Below are 19,386 nucleotides of genomic sequence, written 5' to 3' on the forward strand. Positions count from 1 at the left end.
AAAGACATGCTTGTCCCGCACTCGCAGTGCCCCTATGCCATTGGGTAGAATCCAACGCAAATGCATGGTGGTCGAACGCAAAAAAGCGGCTGATTTCAGCGCTTTGACAGCGGTGCAAAAGCCTTTGCAATTTCCGGAAGCTGATGGGCAAAAAGCTTGTTTCGTATTGTTGATAAACTGTATATAAGTGAATTCGACCAATACAAACAAACAATTGTCAAGCCTTGCTGGGTCTTGGTTTGCGGCCAGTTTTGCCTACAATGAAGTCCCAACTATCGCAGTTGCCAGAGATTGTTGGTTACGGGCGCGCCGCAAATGGACGCGCCCTTTTTTCTTTGGCATCCAGACCCCATTTTTCCAATTTTCTAGTCGTCTTTCTCGTTGATGAATCACATCCGTAACTTCTCCATCATTGCGCACATCGACCACGGCAAGTCGACACTGGCGGACCGTTTGATCCAGCGTTGTGGCGGCTTGGCCGAGCGCGATATGGAGGCGCAGGTGCTTGACTCGATGGACATCGAGAAAGAGCGCGGCATCACCATCAAGGCGCAAACGGCTGCGCTGCAGTACAAGGCCAAGGACGGCAATGTCTACAACCTGAACCTGATCGACACCCCCGGCCACGTGGACTTCTCATATGAAGTGTCGCGTTCGTTGTCGGCCTGCGAAGGCGCGCTGCTGGTGGTCGATGCCTCCCAGGGTGTGGAAGCGCAGACCGTGGCCAACTGCTACACGGCGCTGGATCTGGGCGTGGAAGTGTTTGCCGTCCTGAACAAGATGGATCTGCCCAATGCCGATCCCGACAATGCCAAGGCCGAGATCGAAGACGTGATCGGCATCGACGCCACGGATGCCATTCCCTGCTCGGCCAAGACCGGCATGGGCATCGACGAAATTCTGGAAGCCGTGGTGGCCAAGGTGCCGGCGCCCAAGGGTAATCTGGATGCACCGCTGCGCGCCATGATTGTGGACAGCTGGTTCGACCCCTATGTAGGCGTCGTGATGTTGGTGCGCGTGGTCGACGGTCAGCTCAAGAAGGGCGAGCGCTTCAAGATGATGGCCACGGGCGCTGCCTATGAAGCCAACAGCGTCGGCGTGTTCACCCCGGCCAACCAGCCGCGCGATGCGCTCAAGGCCGGCGAAGTGGGCTACATCATTGCCGGCATCAAGGAGTTGAAGGCCGCCAAGGTCGGCGACACCGTCACGCTGGAAAAAAAACTGCCCAACAACCTGGGCCCGGCCGAAGCGGCGCTGCCCGGCTTCAAGGAAGTCAAACCCCAGGTTTTCGCCGGTCTGTACCCTACCGAAGCCTCTGAATACGACCAGCTGCGCGATGCTCTGGAAAAGCTGCAGCTCAATGATGCGGCGCTGCAATACGAGCCCGAAGTCTCGCAAGCGCTGGGCTTTGGCTTCCGCTGCGGCTTCCTGGGCCTGTTGCACATGGAAATCGTGCAGGAGCGCCTGGAGCGCGAGTTCGATCAGGACCTGATCACGACTGCGCCCAGCGTGGTCTACGAAGTGGTCAAGGCCGATGGCGAAGTCGTCATGGTCGAAAACCCCTCCAAAATGCCCGACCAGGGCCGCATGGAGGAAATCCGCGAGCCTATCGTCACCGTGCATCTGTACATGCCGCAGGACTATGTGGGCCCGGTGATGACGCTGGCCAATCAAAAGCGCGGCGTGCAAAAGAACATGGCCTACCACGGCCGCCAGGTCATGCTCACTTATGAGATGCCGCTGGGCGAAATCGTGCTGGACTTCTTTGACAAGCTCAAATCGGTCTCGCGCGGCTATGCCTCCATGGACTATGAGTTCCTGGAATATCGCGCCTCCGACGTGGTCAAGGTCGACATTCTGCTCAACGGCGAGAAGGTGGACGCGCTGTCCATCATCGTTCACCGCTCCCAGGCCACTTACCGCGGCCGTGCCGTGGTGGCCAAGATGCGCGAAATCATCAGTCGCCAGATGTTCGACGTGGCCATTCAGGCCGCCATCGGCGCCAACATCATTGCGCGCGAAACCGTCAAGGCCATGCGCAAGAACGTGCTGGCCAAGTGCTACGGCGGCGACGTTTCGCGCAAGCGCAAGCTGCTGGAAAAGCAAAAGGCCGGCAAGAAGCGCATGAAGCAAATCGGTTCGGTGGAAGTGCCTCAGGAAGCGTTCCTCGCCATCCTGCAAGTGGAGGATTGATGCAAGTCATGCAATGGATTACGGCCGTCATTCTGGCGTCTTTTGTCGCCTATATCGGCGGTTGGTACATGGGTGCCATTGAAGGCAACTTTGCACTGCTGCTGTTCCTGGCCACGCTGGTGACCGGTATCTACTGGGTGGCCGAGCGCGTGTATTTCTGGCCCAAGCGCCGCGATGCGGTGGCCGCTGTGGAGCGCGCTGCGGTGGAGCGCCGTGCCGAGCTTGATCGCATGGGCATTGCCAAGACGGATATCGAAGTGTCGGAAGAGGCCAAGGGCCGCATCCTCATGCAGCCCTGGTGGCTGGATTGGACGGCTGGCCTGTTCCCGGTGATTGCCATCGTGTTCGTGCTGCGCTCCTTTTTGTTCGAGCCTTTCAAGATTCCTTCGGGCTCCATGATTCCCACCCTGATGGTGGGTGACCTGATCCTGGTGAACAAGTTCACCTACGGTGTGCGCCTGCCCGTGATCAATAAAAAAATCATCGAAGGCAACAGCCCACAGCGTGGCGATGTGATGGTGTTTCGCTACCCGCCACAGCCCAATCTGGACTACATCAAGCGCGTGGTGGGCCTGCCCGGCGATGAGGTGGCTTATCTGAACAAGCGCCTGACCATCAACGGCACGCCTGTGCCCACGACCGAGCTGCCTGATTTTCTGGATCGCGATGCGATGCGTTACTTCAAGCAGTTCGACGAGTCCCTGGGTGAAAAGCCGCACCGCATCATCGTGAACAACGATGTGCCGCCCTTTATCCAAGGTGCCAGCGACCATGAGTACCGCAAGAACTGCAGCTACAGCGTGGAAGGCGTGACCTGCAAGGTGCCTGAAGGTCATTACTTCATGATGGGTGACAACCGCGACAACTCGCTGGATTCGCGCTATTGGGGTTTTGTGCCGGACAAGAACATCGTCGGCAAGGCATTTTTTGTCTGGATGAACTTCGGCGATCTCAAGCGCATCGGTGGCTTTAACTGACAGGCATTGACCGATTTTCTGGCAGCGCGGGCCGCTAACGGCCCGCCTTGAGGAGGGGAAAAGCATGAAGACATTGGCAAATCGTTCGCGTCAGCGCGGCCTGTCCTTTATCGGACTGGTGTTTATGGTGGCCATCGTGGTCGCTGTGGTGGCGGTTGGCGCACAATCGGTGCCCATCTTTTTGGAAAATCAAGCCATCAAGAAAGCTGCCAACAAGGCGGCTGCCGAAGGCTTGACCGTGGCCGAGGTCAAGGCCAGCTTTGACCGCGCTGCCGCGATTGACGACATCAAGTCCGTCAGCGGCAACGATCTGCAAGTCACCAAAGTCAATGACAAGGTGGTGGTCGGCTATGAATACTCCCGAGAAATTCCCCTGGTAGGCCCGGCCTATCTTGTTTACCGTTTTAAGAAATAGACCTTTTTGGTGGAACCTGCTCTTATCGCGCTGCAGCAAAGGCTGCAGCATCAATTTGCCAACCCGGCTTTGCTGCAACGTGCCGTTACGCACCGCAGCTTTTCGGCCGACAACAACGAGCGCCTGGAGTTTCTGGGCGACTCGGTGCTGAGTCTGGCCATCTCCAGCCTGCTGTATGCACGGCTGGCCTCCATGCCCGAGGGTGATCTCTCGCGCGTGCGCGCCAATCTGGTGCGTGAGGAAACCTTGCACAAGATCGCACTCAGGCTGCAGCTGCCCGATCTGCTGCGCCTGGGTGAAGGTGAATCCAAATCCGGCGGCAAGCAACGTCCCTCCATCCTGGCCGATGCCGTGGAGGCACTGATTGGCGCCGTGTACCTGGACGCCGGTTTTTCCGCAGGGGAAAAAGTCGTGCACCATCTTTTTGATGGCGTCGATATCAACCCCCAGATGCGTGCGGCCGAGAAAGACCCCAAGACCGCCCTGCAGGAGTTGCTGCAAGGCAAACGCATGAAGCTGCCACACTACGAGGTGCTGGACATCTCGGGCGTGGCACACAAGCAGATCTTCACCGTGGGTTGCACGGTGACGGAATGGAATATCAGCGCCCAAGGCACAGGCAGCTCGCGCCGTGCGGGCGAACAGGCTGCAGCCGCTGCAGTCCTTGAACAATTGAAAGTTAAAAAGTCATGACCGATGCTGCTAAGAAAAAGCTAGCAAGCACCGCAGGTGCTGCAAGCGCCAAGCCGAAAAAAAGCGCTGGAAACACCCAGACCCAGGCCGATATTGACGCCATGCTGGCTGCGGCCAAGCCCGGTGCCATCTCCGCCGTCGTCCGCGAGGAAGTCGTGCCTGCCGAACCGGCCCGCATCTACGCCCCTGAAGAGCAGCGCTGCGGCCTGATCGCCATCGTGGGCAAGCCCAACGTGGGCAAGTCCACGCTGATGAATGCGCTGGTGGGCCAGAAGATCTCGATCACCTCGCGCAAGGCGCAGACCACGCGCCACCGCATTACCGGCATCCACACCAAGGACGATACGCAGTTCGTGTTTGTGGACACCCCGGGTTTTCAGACCAAGCACTCGACCGCGCTGAACAAATCGCTGAACAAGACGGTGATGGGCGCGATTGGCGATGTGGACCTGATCCTGTTCGTGGTGGAAGCGGGCAGCTTCACGCTGGCCGATGCCAAGGTGCTGAGCCTGTTCAAGCCCGGCATTCCCACGCTGCTGATTGCCAACAAGCTCGACACCGTGGGTCGCCGCCAGGAAATCGCCCCCTGGCTGCGCGACATGCAGGAGCGCCATCCGTTTGCCGAGTTCGTGCCCATGTCGGCCAAGAACAAAAAGGACATCGAACGCATGTACGGCATCTGCGGCAAGTACCTGCCGCAGCAGCCCTGGTTCTATGCCGAGGACGAGCTGACCGACCGCAGCGAGAAATTCCTGGCGGCCGAAACCGTGCGTGAAAAGCTGTTCCGCTTTACCGGCGACGAACTGCCTTACACCTCGACCGTGGTCATCGACAAGTTCGAGGAAGAGCCCAGCAAGACCCACAAGCGTTTTATGCGCATTGCCACCACCATCGTGGTGGAGCGAGACGGCCACAAGGCCATGGTGATTGGCCAGGGCGGCGAGCGCCTCAAGCGCATCTCCACCGAAGCGCGCCAGGAGCTGGAAAAGCTGCTGGATGCCAAGGTCTTCCTGGAAGTGTGGGTCAAGGTGCGTTCCGGCTGGGCCGATGATGAGGCCCGCGTCAAATCCTTCGGCTACGAGTAAGTGCTTGGTGCCGCTTAGCGCCCTCGATACGTCGTTGCAAGCCCTTGCCGTGGCGCTGCCACTGTCTGCGGGCTTGCGCCTCGTCTCGATCGCTGCGCTGGGCGCTCTGCGACACTGTGAGGCTGTGTGACAGCCTTCTTTTTCAAGGCCCCTCGGGGCCTTTTGTATTCACTTCACCATGGCCGCCAAAAGGGTTAGCGACGAACCCGCCTTCATCCTCCATCAGTACGACTGGAGCGAATCCAGCCTGATTCTGGAGGTCTTCACACGCCATCGCGGGCGGGTGGCGCTGGCGGCCAAGGGGGTCAAGCGGCCTACCTCCAACTTTCGCCCCGTGCTTCTGCCCCTGCAGCCCATCAAGGTCAGCTACACGCTGGGGGCCGAGGGCAATGCCGAGATTCACTCGCTCAAGGGCGCGGAATGGATGGGTGGCCATGTCATGCCGCAGGGCGATGCCCTGTGGTCCGGCATGTATCTCAACGAGCTGCTGATGCGCCTGCTGGCGCGTGACGATCCTTATGCCGCGCTGTTCGATATCTATGCCGGTGTGGTACGGGTGCTGGCCGGCCAGCACGGCGGCACGACGGAAGCCATAGAGCCCGTGCTGCGGGCGTTCGAGCTGGTGCTGCTGCGCGAGTTAGGCCATCTGCCCCAGCTGAGCGAAGAAAGCGCCACGCTGGGCGCGGTCAACAGTGTTGCCCGCTACGCGCTGGTGGCCGAAGGAGGGCTGCGCCAGGCTGCCACGCATGAGCGCGCCGCGCTGACCGGCAGTCAGTGGCGGGCCATAGAGCTGGCGCTGCAGACTTCGCAGCCCTTTCCCAAAACCCTGCACTGCCTGGCCGAGCCCGAAGTGGCCCAGGCCCTGAAGCCGCAGCTGCGCCATCTTCTGCAATACCATTGCGGCTCAAACATGCTGCGCACCCGCCAGCTGATGATGGATTTGCAATCGCTATGAACACTTCTTCTGTTTCCCTGCGCACGGCTTTGTCCGTCAATGTCAACAAGGTGGCCTTGCTGCGCAACACGCGGCATTTGGGCATTCCCTCGGTGACGCGAGCGGCAGAGATCTGCCTGCAGGCCGGCGCCCAGGGCATCACCATCCACCCGCGCCCCGATGAACGCCATATCCGCGCGCAAGACGTTTACGAGCTGCATGCGCTGCTCAAGGCGTGGCCGCAGGCCGAGTTCAATATCGAGGGCAATCCCACGCAGAATCTGATGGAGTTCATCCGCCAGACGCGACCGCACCAGGCCACTTTCGTGCCCGATAGCGAAGACCAGTTCACCAGCGACCATGGCTGGACCTTCCCCCAGGATGCCCAGCGCCTGGCCCCCCTAATCGCCGAATGCAAGGCGCTTGGTGTGCGCGTGAGCCTGTTCATGGACCCCATCCCCGAGCAGATGGCCGCAGCCAAGGGCGTGGGGGCCGACCGCGTGGAGCTGTATACCGAGCCCTTTGCCGCCGCCTGGGGCAAGGCTGACCAGGAGCAGCAGCTGCAGGCCTATGCGGCAGCTGCGCAGGCCGCGCTGGATGCGGGTCTGGGCATCAATGCCGGCCATGACCTGAACCGTGACAATCTGGCGGCCTTTGTGGCGCGTACACCCGGTCTGGCCGAAGTCTCGATCGGCCACGCCTTGATTGCCGATGCGCTGGAGCTGGGCTATGCCGAAACCGTGAAGGCCTATCAGGCGGTCATTGACGCCGGCATGGCGCTCAAGAAATCCTGAAACCATAGCTGTTAGCGCTTTCTACATAGGCGCTTGAGCCCGATTTGGCTCATAAGGAGTAAAGCATGATCTACGGCATAGGCACCGATATCTGCGATGTACGCCGCATTCGCGAGAGCCTGGAAAAGCATGGCGAACGCTTTGCGCAGAAGGTGCTGGCCGAGGGCGAGCTGGCCACCTGGCGTGCCCGCAGCGAACGCTGGCCCGAGCGCGGTATCCGCTATGTGGCCACGCGTTTTTCGGCCAAGGAAGCGTTCAGCAAGGCCATTGGCATGGGCATGCGTATGCCCATGACCTGGCGGCATTGCGAAGTCATCAAGCTGCCCAGCGGCCAACCGGCGATTCGCCTGCATGGTGAGCTCAAGGAGTGGTTCGAGAAAAACCAGCTCACGGTCCATTTGTCGGTCACCGACGAGAGCGACTATGCCGCCAGCTTCTGTGTGGTTGAGAAGCGATAAGCATCCCCCTGAGTCGCTTCGCGCCTTCCCCCTGGGACAACGCCAGCGCTACGGGGCGGCCCTTGCGCGGCGTTTGCTGGCCTAGCGTGCGCGTTTTTTAAGCCTTAGTCTCCTATTTAAGTCGAATCGACAAGATGAACACTAACGAATCTATTGGTATGCATGCTCCTCTCATCATCGATATCGCCGGCAAGGCCTTGAGCGATGTGGATCGCCAGCGTCTGTCCCATCCTCTGGTGGGCGGCATCATCTTGTTTGCCCGCAACTGGGAAAGCCGCGAGGCTCTGGTGTCGCTGTGCGCCGATATCAAGGCCGTCAAACCCGATCTGCTGATCTGCGTGGACCATGAAGGCGGTCGCGTGCAGCGCTTCAAGACCGATGGTTTCACCCATCTGCCGTCCATGCGCGCCTTTGGCCAGATGTGGATGGATGACGGCGTTGGCAAAAAATACCGCGAAGGTAGCGGCGCCATGCGCGCCATGAATGCCGCCACAGCGGCCGGCTATGTGCTGGGCACGGAGTTGCGCGCCTGCGGCGTGGATTTCAGCTTTACGCCGGTGCTGGATCTGGACTATGGCGAGTCCTCGGTCATAGGCGACCGCAGCTTTGGCCGCGATCCGCGCGTGGTGACGGTTCTGGCCAAAAGCCTGATGCAAGGCCTGTTGCAAGCCGGCATGGGCAACTGCGGCAAGCACTTCCCTGGCCATGGCTTTGTGAAGGCCGATTCGCATGTGGACATTCCTGTCGATACGCGCAGTCTCACGGCCATCCTCAGCGAAGACGCTGCGCCTTACCCCTGGCTGTCCAGCGTGCTGACGGCGGTGATGCCGGCGCATGTGATCTATCCCAAGGTGGACAAGCGCCCGGCGGGCTTTAGCGAAAAGTGGCTCAAGGACATTCTGCGCGGCCGTCTGCGCTACGACGGCGCCATCTTCAGCGACGATCTGAGCATGGAAGGTGCCCGCCGCATCAACGGCGAAGTCATCAGCTATACCGATGCCGCGCTGACCGCGCTGAATGCCGGCTGCGACCTGGTGCTGCTGTGCAACCAGAGCCTGGGCCTGGGCGCGCATGTGGACGAGCTGCTCGACGGCATGGACATGGCATTGCGCGACGGCCGCTGGCTGCCCGACGAAGATTCCGAATCCCGTCGCGTCTCGCTGCTGCCCGAGACCGTGCCTCAGCCCTGGGAGGATTTGATGCGCCAGCCTGCCTATCTGCAGGCACTGGATCTGCTGCCCTGAACGGCACGGCTCCCCCTGAAACCGCCCATCCGCTGTCTTTGCAACCAAGGCAGCGGATTTTTTATGCCCAAAGAGCCCAAAGCGGTTGCGGCCTCTGGCATTTAAGCCTGGCCTCAGTGAGTCTGTTTAGGCTGCAATCCAGGCAATGATCCGCCTGTCGCCGTCGAACTTCATGAATCACCGAAAGCTTGCATGAATCCCATGGAACCAGGGCTGGCGCCCCGCAAAGACCGGCTGAGCGTATTTCGCCAGGCCTTTGCCCTGACCCGCCCGTATTTTCAGTCCGAAGAAAAGTGGAAAGCCTGGGGGCTGCTGAGCGCCATCGTGGCGCTCAATCTGGCGGCGGTCTTCATGCTGGTGCAGATCAACGAGTGGAACCGGGTGTTTTATGACGCACTGCAAAACAAGCAGGCCGATGTGTTCTGGCAGCAGCTGTGGCGATTTCTCTGGCTGGCGCTGATCTACATCGTCATCGCGGTCTACAAGTTCTATCTCACGCAGCTGCTGCAGCTCAACTGGCGGCGCTGGTTGACCGATCACATGTTGCAGCGCTGGTTGTCGGCCAAGGCTTTCTACCGTATGGAGCTGAGCCGCTATGGCGGTGATGGAGCGCCGGACAATCCCGATCAGCGCATTCAGGAGGACTTGAATCTTTTCACCACCTATACCGTGTCGCTGTCCATGGGGCTGCTCAATGCTGCTGTCACTTTCGTGAGCTTTGTCGGCATTCTCTGGGGGCTGAGCGCCGTGATGGATGTCCGCCTGCCGGCCTTGCTGGGCGGCGGGCAGTTGCATATCTCAGGCTTTATGGTCTGGATGGCTGTGCTGTACTGCCTGGCCGGCAGCGCGCTGACTTTCTGGATCGGCAAACCCCAGGTCTGGCTGAACAACCGCCAGCAACAGCTGGAGGCCAATTTTCGCCATCACATGATCCGGGTGCGCGAAAACGCCGAAGCGATTGCTCTCGACGGGGGCGAGCGCGTAGAGGGCGAGCAGATCGGTCTGCGTTTTCGCGATGCGCTGGGCAATTACCTGAATCTGGTCAAAAAGCAAAAAAACCTGATCTGGTTCACCAATTTCTTTGGCCAGGCGGCGGTGGTCTTTCCCTTCATCATTGCGGCGCCGCGCTTTTTCAGCGGTGCCATTCAGCTGGGCCAGCTCATGCAGATCTCTTCGGCCTTTGGCCAGGTGCAGGACTCGCTGGGCTGGATCGTCAACAACTACTCCGATATTGCCGCCTGGAGGGCGACTACCGAGCGTCTGGCGGGCTTTGACGAGAGTCTGCGTGCGCAGGATGAGGCGCAAAAAAGCGGCTGCGAAGGCGTGCAGATCACGCCGGCAGCGCAGCTGCAGGCCCAGGCGCTGGATGTGTTTCTGCCCGACGGGCGCTGCATGCTGGCCGCTGCCGATTTGCAGGTACAGCCAGGGCAGCGCCTGCTGATCAGCGGGCCTTCTGGCAGCGGAAAATCAACGTTGCTGCGGGTGTTTTCTGGCATCTGGCCGTTTGCGCGGGGCAGGGTGGAGCGGCCGCTGGATGCCATGTTCATTCCCCAGCGCCCGTACTTCCCGAATGGCAGTCTGCGCGATGCCCTGGCCTATCCCGAGCCGGCCGCGCACTATGGCGACGAGCAGCTCAAGCAGGCCCTGAGAGATGCGCAATTGCCGCAGCTGCAGGAGCAGCTCGATAGACAGGCCGCCTGGAACAGCCGCCTGTCCGGCGGAGAGCAGCAGCGTCTGTCGGTGGCGCGGGTCTTGCTCAAGCGTCCGGCCTGGGTGTTTGCCGACGAGGCCACCAGTGCGCTGGACAATGCCACCGAAGCCAGCATCTATGCGCAACTGGTGCAGCTGGTGCAGCAGCGAGGCGGAGCCCTGGTCTCGGTGGCCCACCGCGACAGCGTGACCGAGTTTCACCAGCAGCGCTGGTTGCTGGAGCCCCAGCGCCAGCAGATCCGCGTGGAGGATTCGATCCAAAGCCATTGAGGCGCGCGCAGTGCGCAACTGGGGCGAAGCAGTCTCAACCGCAGGGCAATTATGCGAGGGCTTCGCGGCTACTTTCTCATGGGATGATGTGCTTTTAAGACTCTTTGGAGAGCGAACCCATGCGCGTTGGTGTGCTGACCGGCGGCGGCGATTGCCCCGGCCTCAATGCGGTGATCCGAGCGGTCACCAAGTCCCTGATCAACCATGGCCAGTGCGAGGTCCTGGGCATTGCCGACGGCTTTGAAGGGCTGATGGGCGATGCTCCGCGCGTCAAACCCCTGTCCTGGGACGAGGTCAGCGGCATCTTGCACATGGGCGGCACAATTTTGGGCACCAGCAACAGCGCCAACCCGCTGCGCGATGAAGCCACGCTGGAGCAGGTGGGGCGCAATGTGCAAGCGCTGGGCCTGGATGTGGTGGTCGCCATCGGCGGCGACGGCACCATGAGCCTGGCCCATGGCCTGCGCCGTGTGGGCCTGCAATGCGTGGGTGTACCCAAGACGATTGACAACGATATCGCCCACTGCGAACGCAGCTTCGGTTTTGATACGGCCGTGGCTACGGTCACGGAGAGCCTGCGCCGCATCGAAAGCACGGCCATGAGCCACCACCGCGTGATGATTGTGGAGACCATGGGCCGCCACGCCGGCTGGCTGGCGCTGGAGTCCGGCATTGCCGGCGCCGCCGACGTCATCCTGCTGCCCGAGATCGACTATGACCTGCAGACCATCATCGATGTCTGCAAGGCGCGCGAGCAGCGCCAGCGCTACACCATCATCTGCATAGGCGAAGGTGCCAAGGAAAGTGGTGCCAGCCTGACGGTGCGCGAACGCATAGAGCACAGCCCCGATCCGGTGCGCCTGGGCGGCGTGGGCCATGTGCTGCGCGAGCGTCTGCAGTCGCACCTCCAAAGCGAGGTGCGCACCACGGTGCTGGGCCATGTGCAACGCGGTGGCGATCCCACGCCGTTTGACCGGGTGCTGGCCACGCGCTTTGGTCATCATGCGGCGCAACTGGTACTGGGCGGCCAGTTTGGCCGCATGGTGACGCTGCAAAACGGCCAGATCGGCTCGGTCGCCATTGCCGATGTGGCCAATACCCAGCGTACCGTACCGCTGGACAGCGACCTGATCACCATGGCGCGCGATATCGGCATCTGCCTGGGTGAGGCTTGAGAGCCGCGCAGGCGGATTGCGCAACAATGTGAGCCTCTACACAGGAAAGACTCCGCATGGATCGACATGAAGAAGCCGTGATGCAGCTGCTCACGGCCAATGGCGAAACCTTTGTTGCCCCCAGATATGAAGTCACCGAAGGCTGGCAATGCCCGGCTTTTGTGGTGCTGCGCCCGGCGCGCCGCCAGGTTTATGTGGTGGAGGTCAGCGCCTCGGGCTATCCGCTGGGCCTGGTCAACCGCCTAAATGAGCGGGTGGAGCGCTGGTATGCGCCGCTGCTGCCGCAGCTGCAATCGCTGGGCATTACCACGGCCGACTGGAGTGTGGGCTGTCTGGTCTTTGTGCGCAGCGACCAGATGGACTGGCTCAAGGAGCGGGTCAAGGACGCCAGCGGTGTCCATGTGCTCAGCCTGGAGCAGGCCAGCAGCAACTGGACCTGGGATGACGCCGTGTGGACCAGCGAGATGGACTTTGAAACCGGCCAGGTTCCACAGCGCAGCAGCCTGCAAAGCCAGGCTACGCATTGAATGAAACCGGCTTCAGCGCATGTTGTATGCGCGATGATAGCTACTTATTTCATAGCGATAGATGCATGGGCGCACGCGATGCTGCGGTCGCCGCTAAAATAGGCGCCGGGCTGAAAGGCCGCCCATCTCGCAAAAGCAAACGCACCTTGATTTTTTGATCAGCGCAAGCCCCTGGCTTGCATACCATTCCGGGCTCGCAGCGAGGCATGCCCTGTACACAGGAGTTGGTATGCATATCTCGTCTTCAATCCCTTGTTTCGAAGCGTCCGGCACTGAACGTGTCTCGGCCGTGCTGCGCGCCGCCAAGCGGCTGCATCGCCAGGCCGCAGCCCCGTCGCTGGCCCAGTCCCTGCCGGTGCTGAGGCGCTTGCTGGCCGCGCAGCTGCTGCAGGGTTTGACACTGCCCCAGTTGTTTGAGCAGCGCGCCCTGGTGCAGCGCAAGCATGTGCTGCGCATGCTGGCGCAGGAAGCCGGCTTTAATCACTGGGAGCTTTATCGCGCGGCACTGCTGAGCGATGCCGAGCAGCCGCATCTGCCGCTGGAGGTCGTGGCTGCGCATGCCGGTTATCCGAATTTCTGGTTCTCCAATATGCAGCAGGCCCTGGCCCATGTGAGGGTACGAGGCGGACGTGCCGTGCAGGTGGGCGCACAGGCCGTGGTCTTGCCCTAAGCTGCTGGCGCAGCACCTATGATCGGGGCTTTGGCGTGGTTTCGCGCCAAAGCCTTTTTCATGCATTTACCCGCCGGATTTTTATGACCACTCTCGGAACCCCTCTGTCTCCCCACGCCACCAAAGTCATGCTGCTGGGCAGCGGCGAACTGGGCAAGGAAGTGCTGATGGCCTTGCAGCGCCTGGGCGTGGAAACCATTGCGGTGGACCGCTATGAGAATGCGCCCGGTCAGCAGGTGGCTCACCATGCGCGCACCATCACCATGAGCGATCCGGCCCAGCTCAAGGCTTTGATCGAGGAGATCAAGCCGGATCTGGTGGTTCCCGAGATTGAGGCCATTGCCACGCCCATGCTCGAAGAGCTGGAAGCCGCTGGCGTCATCACCTGCATTCCAACGGCTCGCGCCGCGCGCCTGACCATGGACCGCGAGGGCATTCGTCGTCTGGCGGCCGAGACTCTGGGCCTGTCCACCAGCCCCTACCGCTTTTGCGATTCGCTGGCCGAGCTGCAGGCTGCCATCGATGGCACGGACGGCCAGCCTGCCATCGCCTACCCTTGCGTGGTCAAGCCGGTGATGAGCAGCTCTGGCAAGGGTCAGAGCAAGATTGACGGCCCCGCCGATGTGCAAAAAGCTTGGGACTACGCCATGGCCGGCGGCCGTGTGGCCAAGGGCCGGGTGATTGTGGAAGGCTTCATCGATTTTGACTATGAAATCACCCAGCTGACTGTGCGGGCCAAGGGCGCCGATGGTCAGGTGCAAACGCATTTTTGCGAGCCCGTAGGCCATGTTCAGCAAAGCGGCGACTATGTGGAGAGCTGGCAGCCGCACCCCATGCACCCTGCGGCATTGGAAAAATCCCGCCAGATTGCCAAGGCCGTCACCGACGATCTGGGCGGCCTGGGCCTGTTTGGCGTGGAGCTGTTTGTCAAGGGCGAGCAGGTCTGGTTCAGCGAGGTCTCGCCCCGCCCGCATGACACGGGGCTGGTCACGCTGATCACGCAGTGGCAAAGCGAGTTTGAACTCCATGCCCGCGCCATTCTGGGCCTGCCGGTAGACGCTAGCTTGCGCAACCCCGGCGCCAGCGCCGTGATCTATGGCGGCCAAGACGCCGAAGGTCTGGTGTTTGATGGCGTGGACGAAGCCCTGGCGATTGAGGGCACGGATCTGCGCCTGTTCGGCAAACCCGAGAGCTTTGTGCAGCGCCGCATGGGCGTGGCGCTGGCGCGTGCTGCAGATATAGACGCGGCGCGCACCAAGGCCAAGCTGGCTGCGGGCAAGGTCAAGCCCAGAAAGCCCTGAGCCCATAAAAAAAGGCTTCCTTTGGGAAGCTTTTTTTTATGCAGCCATGCAGGCAAGGCCTATCAGGCCTGGGGCGTGTGGGCCGGGGTGGTGAGCGTTATGGCGCTGGCTTCCTCATGCTCGCTGGCGGGGGACGTGTCGACGGGCATGCCGCCCTTCCAGCGGCGAATCACGCGCTGGAAGATCAGCGAGTTGGGAATCTGCAGCAGATTGGGTATGCCGGCTGGGGCGCTATCGTCCTGCAGCGTGGTGTAGAGCATGTTCAGGTCGATGACCCGGCCTTTGGCTCCGGGCTTCTCGGCGGTATCCAGCACCTCGATGTAGTCGCCCAGACGGAAGGGACCGACGGTGACGATGAGCATGGCGCAAAACAGGTTGGAGAGCACACTCCAGGCGGCAAAGAAGGCCACCGCTCCCACGGTGGCAAAGCCGGTGAAGGCCGTCCACAGCACGGTGGCTGACATGCCAAGCCGCTCCAGCAGCAGCAAGATGGTGGCGGCAATGATGACCCAGCGCACCACGCCGCGCAGCGGCATCAGCAGCTCGTGCGGCAGGTCATAGTGCTGGCCCACGCGCGAGATGATGCGCTTGAACAGACGGTTGAGCAGCCAGGCGGCCACAATGATGAGAAAAATCTGGAGCCCGGGAATCAGGACTTCCAGCCACTCCTGCATCCATTCGGGCAGGTGCATTTGAAGACGACGCATAACCAAAGAATAAAAAACGCTAGGAGGTCATCCTAGCGTCTATTGAGAGAAGGCATGGCAGGCAGCGCCATGTAGGGCGCGGCGTCAAGCGTCAAAGCTGTCGCTGTTCGACGGTATCCATCTGCATTTCGAAGCTGAAAAAGCGATTTCGGCCCTGGCTTTTGGCCGCATACAAGGCTTCATCGGCACGCATGAGCATGGCTTCGGCACTGGTGTTGGCGTCAGGAATGCAGGTGGTGATGCCACCGGAAAGCGTCAATTGAAAATCTTCGGGCGCATCGGGAGGGCGGATTTTTCGGGCTTTGAGCATCTGCCCCAGGGCGCGCGCAAAAGTCATGGAGCCGGAGCGCGGCGTATTGGGCAGGATTAAGGCAAATTCCTCGCCACCATAGCGGGCTGCCACATCGCGCGGGCGCACGCAGACATCGCGCAGCAAGCGGCCCACATGCTTGAGGCACTCGTCGCCCTGCAAGTGACCATAGGTGTCGTTGAAGCGCTTGAAGTGATCCAGGTCGCAAAGCATCAGCGTCAGCGGCTTGCCTTCGCGGCTGGCGGCCAGAATCTCGGCGTGCAGCATGCGATCCATGCCGCGGCGGTTGACCAGGCCGGTCAGCGAGTCCATCTCCACCATCTCGTTGAGCTTCTGGTTGGCCAGATGCAACTCGCCAGACAGCGTGACCAGACGGCGGCGCATATCGAGCAGGCGGCGCATGGCACGCAGCTTGGCCACCAGCACAATGGGCTTGACCGGCTTGACCAGGTAGTCGTCGCCTCCGGCCTCGATTCCGCGCCAGACGTCCAGATCGTTATCCAGGCCGGAGAGAAAGATGATGGGCGTCCATTCGCCGGGCTCGGCCTCGCGCAACTGGCGGGCCACCCAGTAGCCGTCTTCGCCGGGTAGGCGAATGTCCAGCAGCACCAGATCGGGCCGTTCGCTACGGAACAGGGCCAGTGCCGTACGGCCATTCTCGGCTTCAAGGACTTGAGAGACCCCCGCAGATTTCAGTTCTGCCACCAGCGCAGAGCGCATGGAAGGCTGGTCTTCCACCACAAGCACGGAAAACGGCGTCGGGGCATCGGGCGAAGAAAAACGTGCGCCCGTAGACTCAATGGCCGGATTGGTTGAGGCAGTGAGAGATGAGGCTGTCATGGGCTGGGTTTGCTCGAAATCCTGTGAAGGTATGAATCGTCGGGAGACGCGCCAGCGAAACGTATGGGGAAAACGTAAGAGGTTGTTACCTTATACGCGATATTTTCTCTTGCGTATGTAAGACGCGCCTCACGCCAGCGGCAGGGAACTCTGGGCCTTGCAAGCCGTATCGTGCCATTGAACAAAGCTCTGTGCCTGAACGCAGAGCACGGGATTGCCCAGTTGTTCCAAAAACTGGCAGGCCGCGAACTGGGTGGCTTTTTTCTCGTATTCCAGAGTCCATTGCCGGCGTGCCTGCAGGTGCTCGGGAGGCAAAGGCCAGCGTCGCTCCGTGCTGGACAGGCCGCTCATGCCCATGCGCCAGGGCTTGGCGCTTACCCGCGCGCGAAAGCACTGCTGCCTCTCGCACAGCATGGCATACAAAGGATCGACGCCCAGTTCCTTGAACAAAATTTGCACTTCAGGTGCCTGATAGTCCCAGGTGGCGTGGGTGACGATGATGCGCAGGCCCTTGGGTGTCTGGTAGACGCGCAACCCCCAGTCCGGGTGCCTGGACACGGTCTGCTGCACCCGGGCCATGGCCTGGTCTGCGGCAGAGGCTGCCCCTTGTTCCGACTGTTGGCGCTGGCGCCATGCCAGCCATTTTTTGAGCTGGGCGATGAAAAACAAGCCCGTCATGGCGGTCACGACCATGAGGGCCAGCAACGCCGCACTCCAGGCCAGCGGCGTAAGCCATAGCCAGGGAAGCGCAATGGCTAAAAGCATCAGGGATTTGACGGGAAAGCCAGGTCCCGGTCTGGTGGCCGGAAAATCCACGTCGGCAATCGCCACATGCTCCGTATTGAGGCAGTGCGCACCATAGCTGTTGCGCGTCATCACGGTCTCGTCGCGGCGCTCCAGTACCTCCTCCCGAATGGGGGTGGCGCCATTGAGTCCATATTCGCCGCGCCATTCCATACGTTCAAAGCCCGCGTCCAGCGGCCGGGCGCTGTCCGCGTTGAGCAAGGCATCCAGTGCTTGCTGGGCACGCTGGCGGGCATGGGCCTCGGCATCCATCTGGCTGTTGTCGGACCAGCCCCAGCGCTGAACACTGGCACCATGGCGGATGCCGGTCTGGTGACGCAGTCTGACCTGTGCCCAGTATTGAGGAATGTGCATGCGAGGCAGTATAGCCATGGCCTGCATCGGGCTATTGAAGCCGCAGTCCGGCCCGGAATGCCTGGGGGTATGCGCAGAAATGACAACAGGCGGCTTCATACCCGTTGTCTTGTCAATGACAAGTCGGGTATGAAGTCTCCTGTTAGGTTCTAGTGAAGGCGCCGTTCAAGGCGTCGGATCAGCTTTCGCGACGCAGCGCGGGGAAGAGGATGATGTCGCGGATGCTGGCGCTGTCCGTCAGCAGCATCATGAAGCGGTCAATGCCGATGCCGCAGCCGCCGGTGGGAGGCATGCCGTATTCCAGAGCGCGCACAAAGTCATGGTCGTAGTACATGGCTTCGTCGTCACCGCTGTCCTTGGCGTTGACCTGAGCGTTGAAACGCGCAGCCTGGTCTTCGGCGTCGTTGAGCTCCGAGAAACCGTTGCCGAATTCGCGGCCAGTGATGTAGAGCTCAAAGCGCTCGGTCACTTCGGGGCGCTCGTCGTTGGCGCGTGCCAGAGGCGAGATTTCGGTGGGGTGCTCCATGATGAAGGTGGGGTTCCACAGCTTCTCTTCGACCACTTCCTCGAAGTACAGCACCTGCAGGCTGGCCAGGGTGCGGGTGGACAGCTTGTCCTTTTCTTCCTTCATGCCCAGCTTCTTCAGGGCATTGGTCAGCCATTCACGGTCGGTGACGTTGTCGCCGGCTTCGGTGTACTTGACGATGGCTTCCACAATGGTCAGGCGCTCGAACGGTGCTTCCAGATCTACGGCCTTGCCGCCGTAAGTCAGGTGCAGCGTGCCCACGGCCTTTTGTGCCGCATCGCGGATCAGCGCTTCGGTGTAGTCCATCAGGTCGCGGTAGTTCCAGTAGGCCGCGTAGAACTCCATCATGGTGAACTCGGGGTTGTGGCGTACCGAGATGCCTTCGTTGCGGAAGTTGCGGTTGATTTCGAACACGCGCTCAAAACCGCCGACCACCAGACGCTTGAGGTACAGCTCGGGCGCAATGCGCAGGTACATTTCCTGGTCCAGCGCGTTGTGATGCGTCACAAACGGCTTGGCGTTGGCACCGCCAGGGATGGGGTGAAGCATGGGGGTCTCGACTTCCAGGAAGCCGTTTTGCACCATGAAGTCGCGCAGACCGGCTACGGCCTTGCTGCGGGCGATGAAGCGGGTACGGGCTTCATCGTCCATCATCAGATCGACGTAGCGCTGGCGGTACTTCTGTTCCTGGTCGGCCATGCCGTGGAACTTGTCCGGCATGGGGCGCAGGCTCTTGGTGAGCATGCGGATCTGGGTGACCTTGATCGACAGCTCGCCGGTCTTGGTTTTCATCAGCACGCCTTCGGCGCCGATGATGTCGCCCAGGTCCCACTTCTTGAAGTCGGCATACAGCTCTTCGCCCACGGCGTCGCGGGTCACATACAGCTGGATGCGGCCAGTGGAGTCCTGAATCGTGGCAAAGCTGGCCTTGCCCATGACGCGCTTGAGCATCATGCGGCCGCCTACGCTGACGGTGACGGCTGCGGCTTCCAGGGCTTCAGGCGCCTGCTCGGCGTGGGCGGCAATCAGGGCTGCAGCACGGTCGGCGGGCTTGAAGTCGTTGGGGAAAGCGGCAACACCCTGGGCCTTGGCGTGTTCGCGCAAGGCTTTGAGTTTTTCGCGGCGCTCAGCGATGAGTTTGTTTTCGTCCTGAGGGGCGGTGTTTTCTACCGCGGAAGAGGTGTTTTGTTCAGTCATGAAAATGAGAGCGCCAGCGTCAAACGCCGGTTGAAGACCAAAAAAGTGGGCGGATGGGTCGCCAGTAGCGGCCCAAAACCTGCGATTTTAAGTTTTTTGACGCCGGCCGGGCGCAGCTGTGGCAAATGGGCGTGAAGTGACTGCGGTATGCCCGGTTTCAAGCACCGCTGCGCTGGCTTGATAACTCCTTTATTCATAGCTG

At 61.0% G+C, this 19,386-nt stretch carries 19 protein-coding genes; 14 read left to right on the top strand and 5 right to left on the bottom strand.

Features of this window, described 5'->3' with window-relative positions; translation table 11 throughout:
• Positions 1–384: 384 nt before the first annotated feature.
• From lepA to purT, 14 genes are all read left to right on the top strand, one after another.
• Positions 385–2,193, top strand: coding sequence for a translation elongation factor 4 (gene lepA / locus EAO39_RS05810; RefSeq protein ID WP_120966571.1), 1,809 nt, complete (start codon positions 385–387; stop codon positions 2,191–2,193).
• Positions 2,193–3,170, top strand: a complete 978-nt coding sequence (gene lepB, locus EAO39_RS05815; RefSeq protein ID WP_120966572.1) for a signal peptidase I — start codon at positions 2,193–2,195, stop codon at positions 3,168–3,170. The genes lepA and lepB overlap by 1 nt, the downstream gene beginning before the upstream one ends.
• Before the next feature lie 64 nt (positions 3,171–3,234).
• Positions 3,235–3,585, top strand: a complete 351-nt coding sequence (locus EAO39_RS05820; protein ID WP_120966573.1) for a DUF4845 domain-containing protein — start codon at positions 3,235–3,237, stop codon at positions 3,583–3,585.
• A gap of 9 nt (positions 3,586–3,594) precedes the next feature.
• Entirely contained in the window at positions 3,595–4,278 is a 684-nt protein-coding gene (gene rnc / locus EAO39_RS05825; RefSeq protein ID WP_120970737.1) for a ribonuclease III, read from the top strand.
• A gap of 101 nt (positions 4,279–4,379) precedes the next feature.
• A complete protein-coding gene (gene era / locus EAO39_RS05830; protein ID WP_240467075.1) occupies positions 4,380–5,363 on the top strand; it encodes a GTPase Era in 984 nt (327 codons plus the stop codon).
• A gap of 178 nt (positions 5,364–5,541) precedes the next feature.
• Positions 5,542–6,318 (top strand): DNA repair protein RecO, encoded by a 777-nt coding sequence (gene recO, locus EAO39_RS05835; RefSeq protein WP_120966575.1) that lies wholly within the window; start codon positions 5,542–5,544, stop codon positions 6,316–6,318.
• The gene (locus EAO39_RS05840; protein WP_120966576.1) at positions 6,315–7,091 is read left to right on the top strand and encodes a pyridoxine 5'-phosphate synthase; all 777 of its coding nucleotides are present in this window, start codon (positions 6,315–6,317) and stop codon (positions 7,089–7,091) included. The genes recO and EAO39_RS05840 overlap by 4 nt, the downstream gene beginning before the upstream one ends.
• 65 nt (positions 7,092–7,156) lie before the next feature.
• Positions 7,157–7,549, top strand: coding sequence for a holo-ACP synthase (gene acpS / locus EAO39_RS05845; protein WP_120966577.1), 393 nt, complete (start codon positions 7,157–7,159; stop codon positions 7,547–7,549).
• 152 nt (positions 7,550–7,701) lie between these two features.
• On the top strand, positions 7,702–8,793 hold the full coding sequence (gene nagZ, locus EAO39_RS05850) for a beta-N-acetylhexosaminidase (RefSeq protein WP_120970738.1): 1,092 nt from the start codon (positions 7,702–7,704) through the stop codon (positions 8,791–8,793).
• A 201-nt stretch (positions 8,794–8,994) separates the two neighbouring features.
• Positions 8,995–10,773 carry an ABC transporter ATP-binding protein/permease gene (locus tag EAO39_RS05855; RefSeq protein WP_240467076.1) on the top strand — a complete coding sequence of 593 codons (1,779 nt, stop codon included), beginning with the start codon at positions 8,995–8,997 and terminating at the stop codon, positions 10,771–10,773.
• 119 nt (positions 10,774–10,892) lie between these two features.
• Positions 10,893–11,948, top strand: a complete 1,056-nt coding sequence (locus EAO39_RS05860) for an ATP-dependent 6-phosphofructokinase (RefSeq protein WP_120966579.1) — start codon at positions 10,893–10,895, stop codon at positions 11,946–11,948.
• A 56-nt stretch (positions 11,949–12,004) separates the two neighbouring features.
• Positions 12,005–12,475 carry a hypothetical protein gene (locus tag EAO39_RS05865; RefSeq protein ID WP_120966580.1) on the top strand — a complete coding sequence of 157 codons (471 nt, stop codon included), beginning with the start codon at positions 12,005–12,007 and terminating at the stop codon, positions 12,473–12,475.
• Positions 12,476–12,704: 229 nt separating this feature from the next.
• The gene (locus EAO39_RS05870; RefSeq protein WP_120966581.1) at positions 12,705–13,145 is read left to right on the top strand and encodes a hypothetical protein; all 441 of its coding nucleotides are present in this window, start codon (positions 12,705–12,707) and stop codon (positions 13,143–13,145) included.
• An 83-nt stretch (positions 13,146–13,228) separates the two neighbouring features.
• Entirely contained in the window at positions 13,229–14,446 is a 1,218-nt protein-coding gene (gene purT / locus EAO39_RS05875; protein WP_120966582.1) for a formate-dependent phosphoribosylglycinamide formyltransferase, read from the top strand.
• Positions 14,447–14,508: 62 nt separating this feature from the next.
• Here the strand turns inward: purT and EAO39_RS05880 are convergent, their stop codons facing one another.
• From EAO39_RS05880 to EAO39_RS22460, 5 genes are all read right to left on the bottom strand, one after another.
• Entirely contained in the window at positions 14,509–15,153 is a 645-nt protein-coding gene (locus EAO39_RS05880; RefSeq protein ID WP_205589351.1) for a mechanosensitive ion channel family protein, read from the bottom strand.
• Between the two features lie 91 nt (positions 15,154–15,244).
• The gene (locus tag EAO39_RS05885; RefSeq protein WP_120966583.1) at positions 15,245–16,303 is read right to left on the bottom strand and encodes a diguanylate cyclase; all 1,059 of its coding nucleotides are present in this window, start codon (positions 16,301–16,303) and stop codon (positions 15,245–15,247) included.
• A gap of 129 nt (positions 16,304–16,432) precedes the next feature.
• A complete protein-coding gene (locus EAO39_RS05890; protein ID WP_240466901.1) occupies positions 16,433–17,479 on the bottom strand; it encodes a hypothetical protein in 1,047 nt (348 codons plus the stop codon).
• A 160-nt stretch (positions 17,480–17,639) separates the two neighbouring features.
• Positions 17,640–19,184 carry a lysine--tRNA ligase gene (lysS, locus tag EAO39_RS05895; protein ID WP_120966584.1) on the bottom strand — a complete coding sequence of 515 codons (1,545 nt, stop codon included), beginning with the start codon at positions 19,182–19,184 and terminating at the stop codon, positions 17,640–17,642.
• The gene (locus EAO39_RS22460) at positions 19,181–19,381 is read right to left on the bottom strand and encodes a hypothetical protein (RefSeq protein ID WP_162989485.1); all 201 of its coding nucleotides are present in this window, start codon (positions 19,379–19,381) and stop codon (positions 19,181–19,183) included. The genes lysS and EAO39_RS22460 overlap by 4 nt, the downstream gene beginning before the upstream one ends.
• Positions 19,382–19,386 lie beyond the last annotated feature (5 nt).

This window comes from Comamonas sp. lk (assembly GCF_900564145.1).
GTDB lineage: Bacteria > Pseudomonadota > Gammaproteobacteria > Burkholderiales > Burkholderiaceae_C > Comamonas.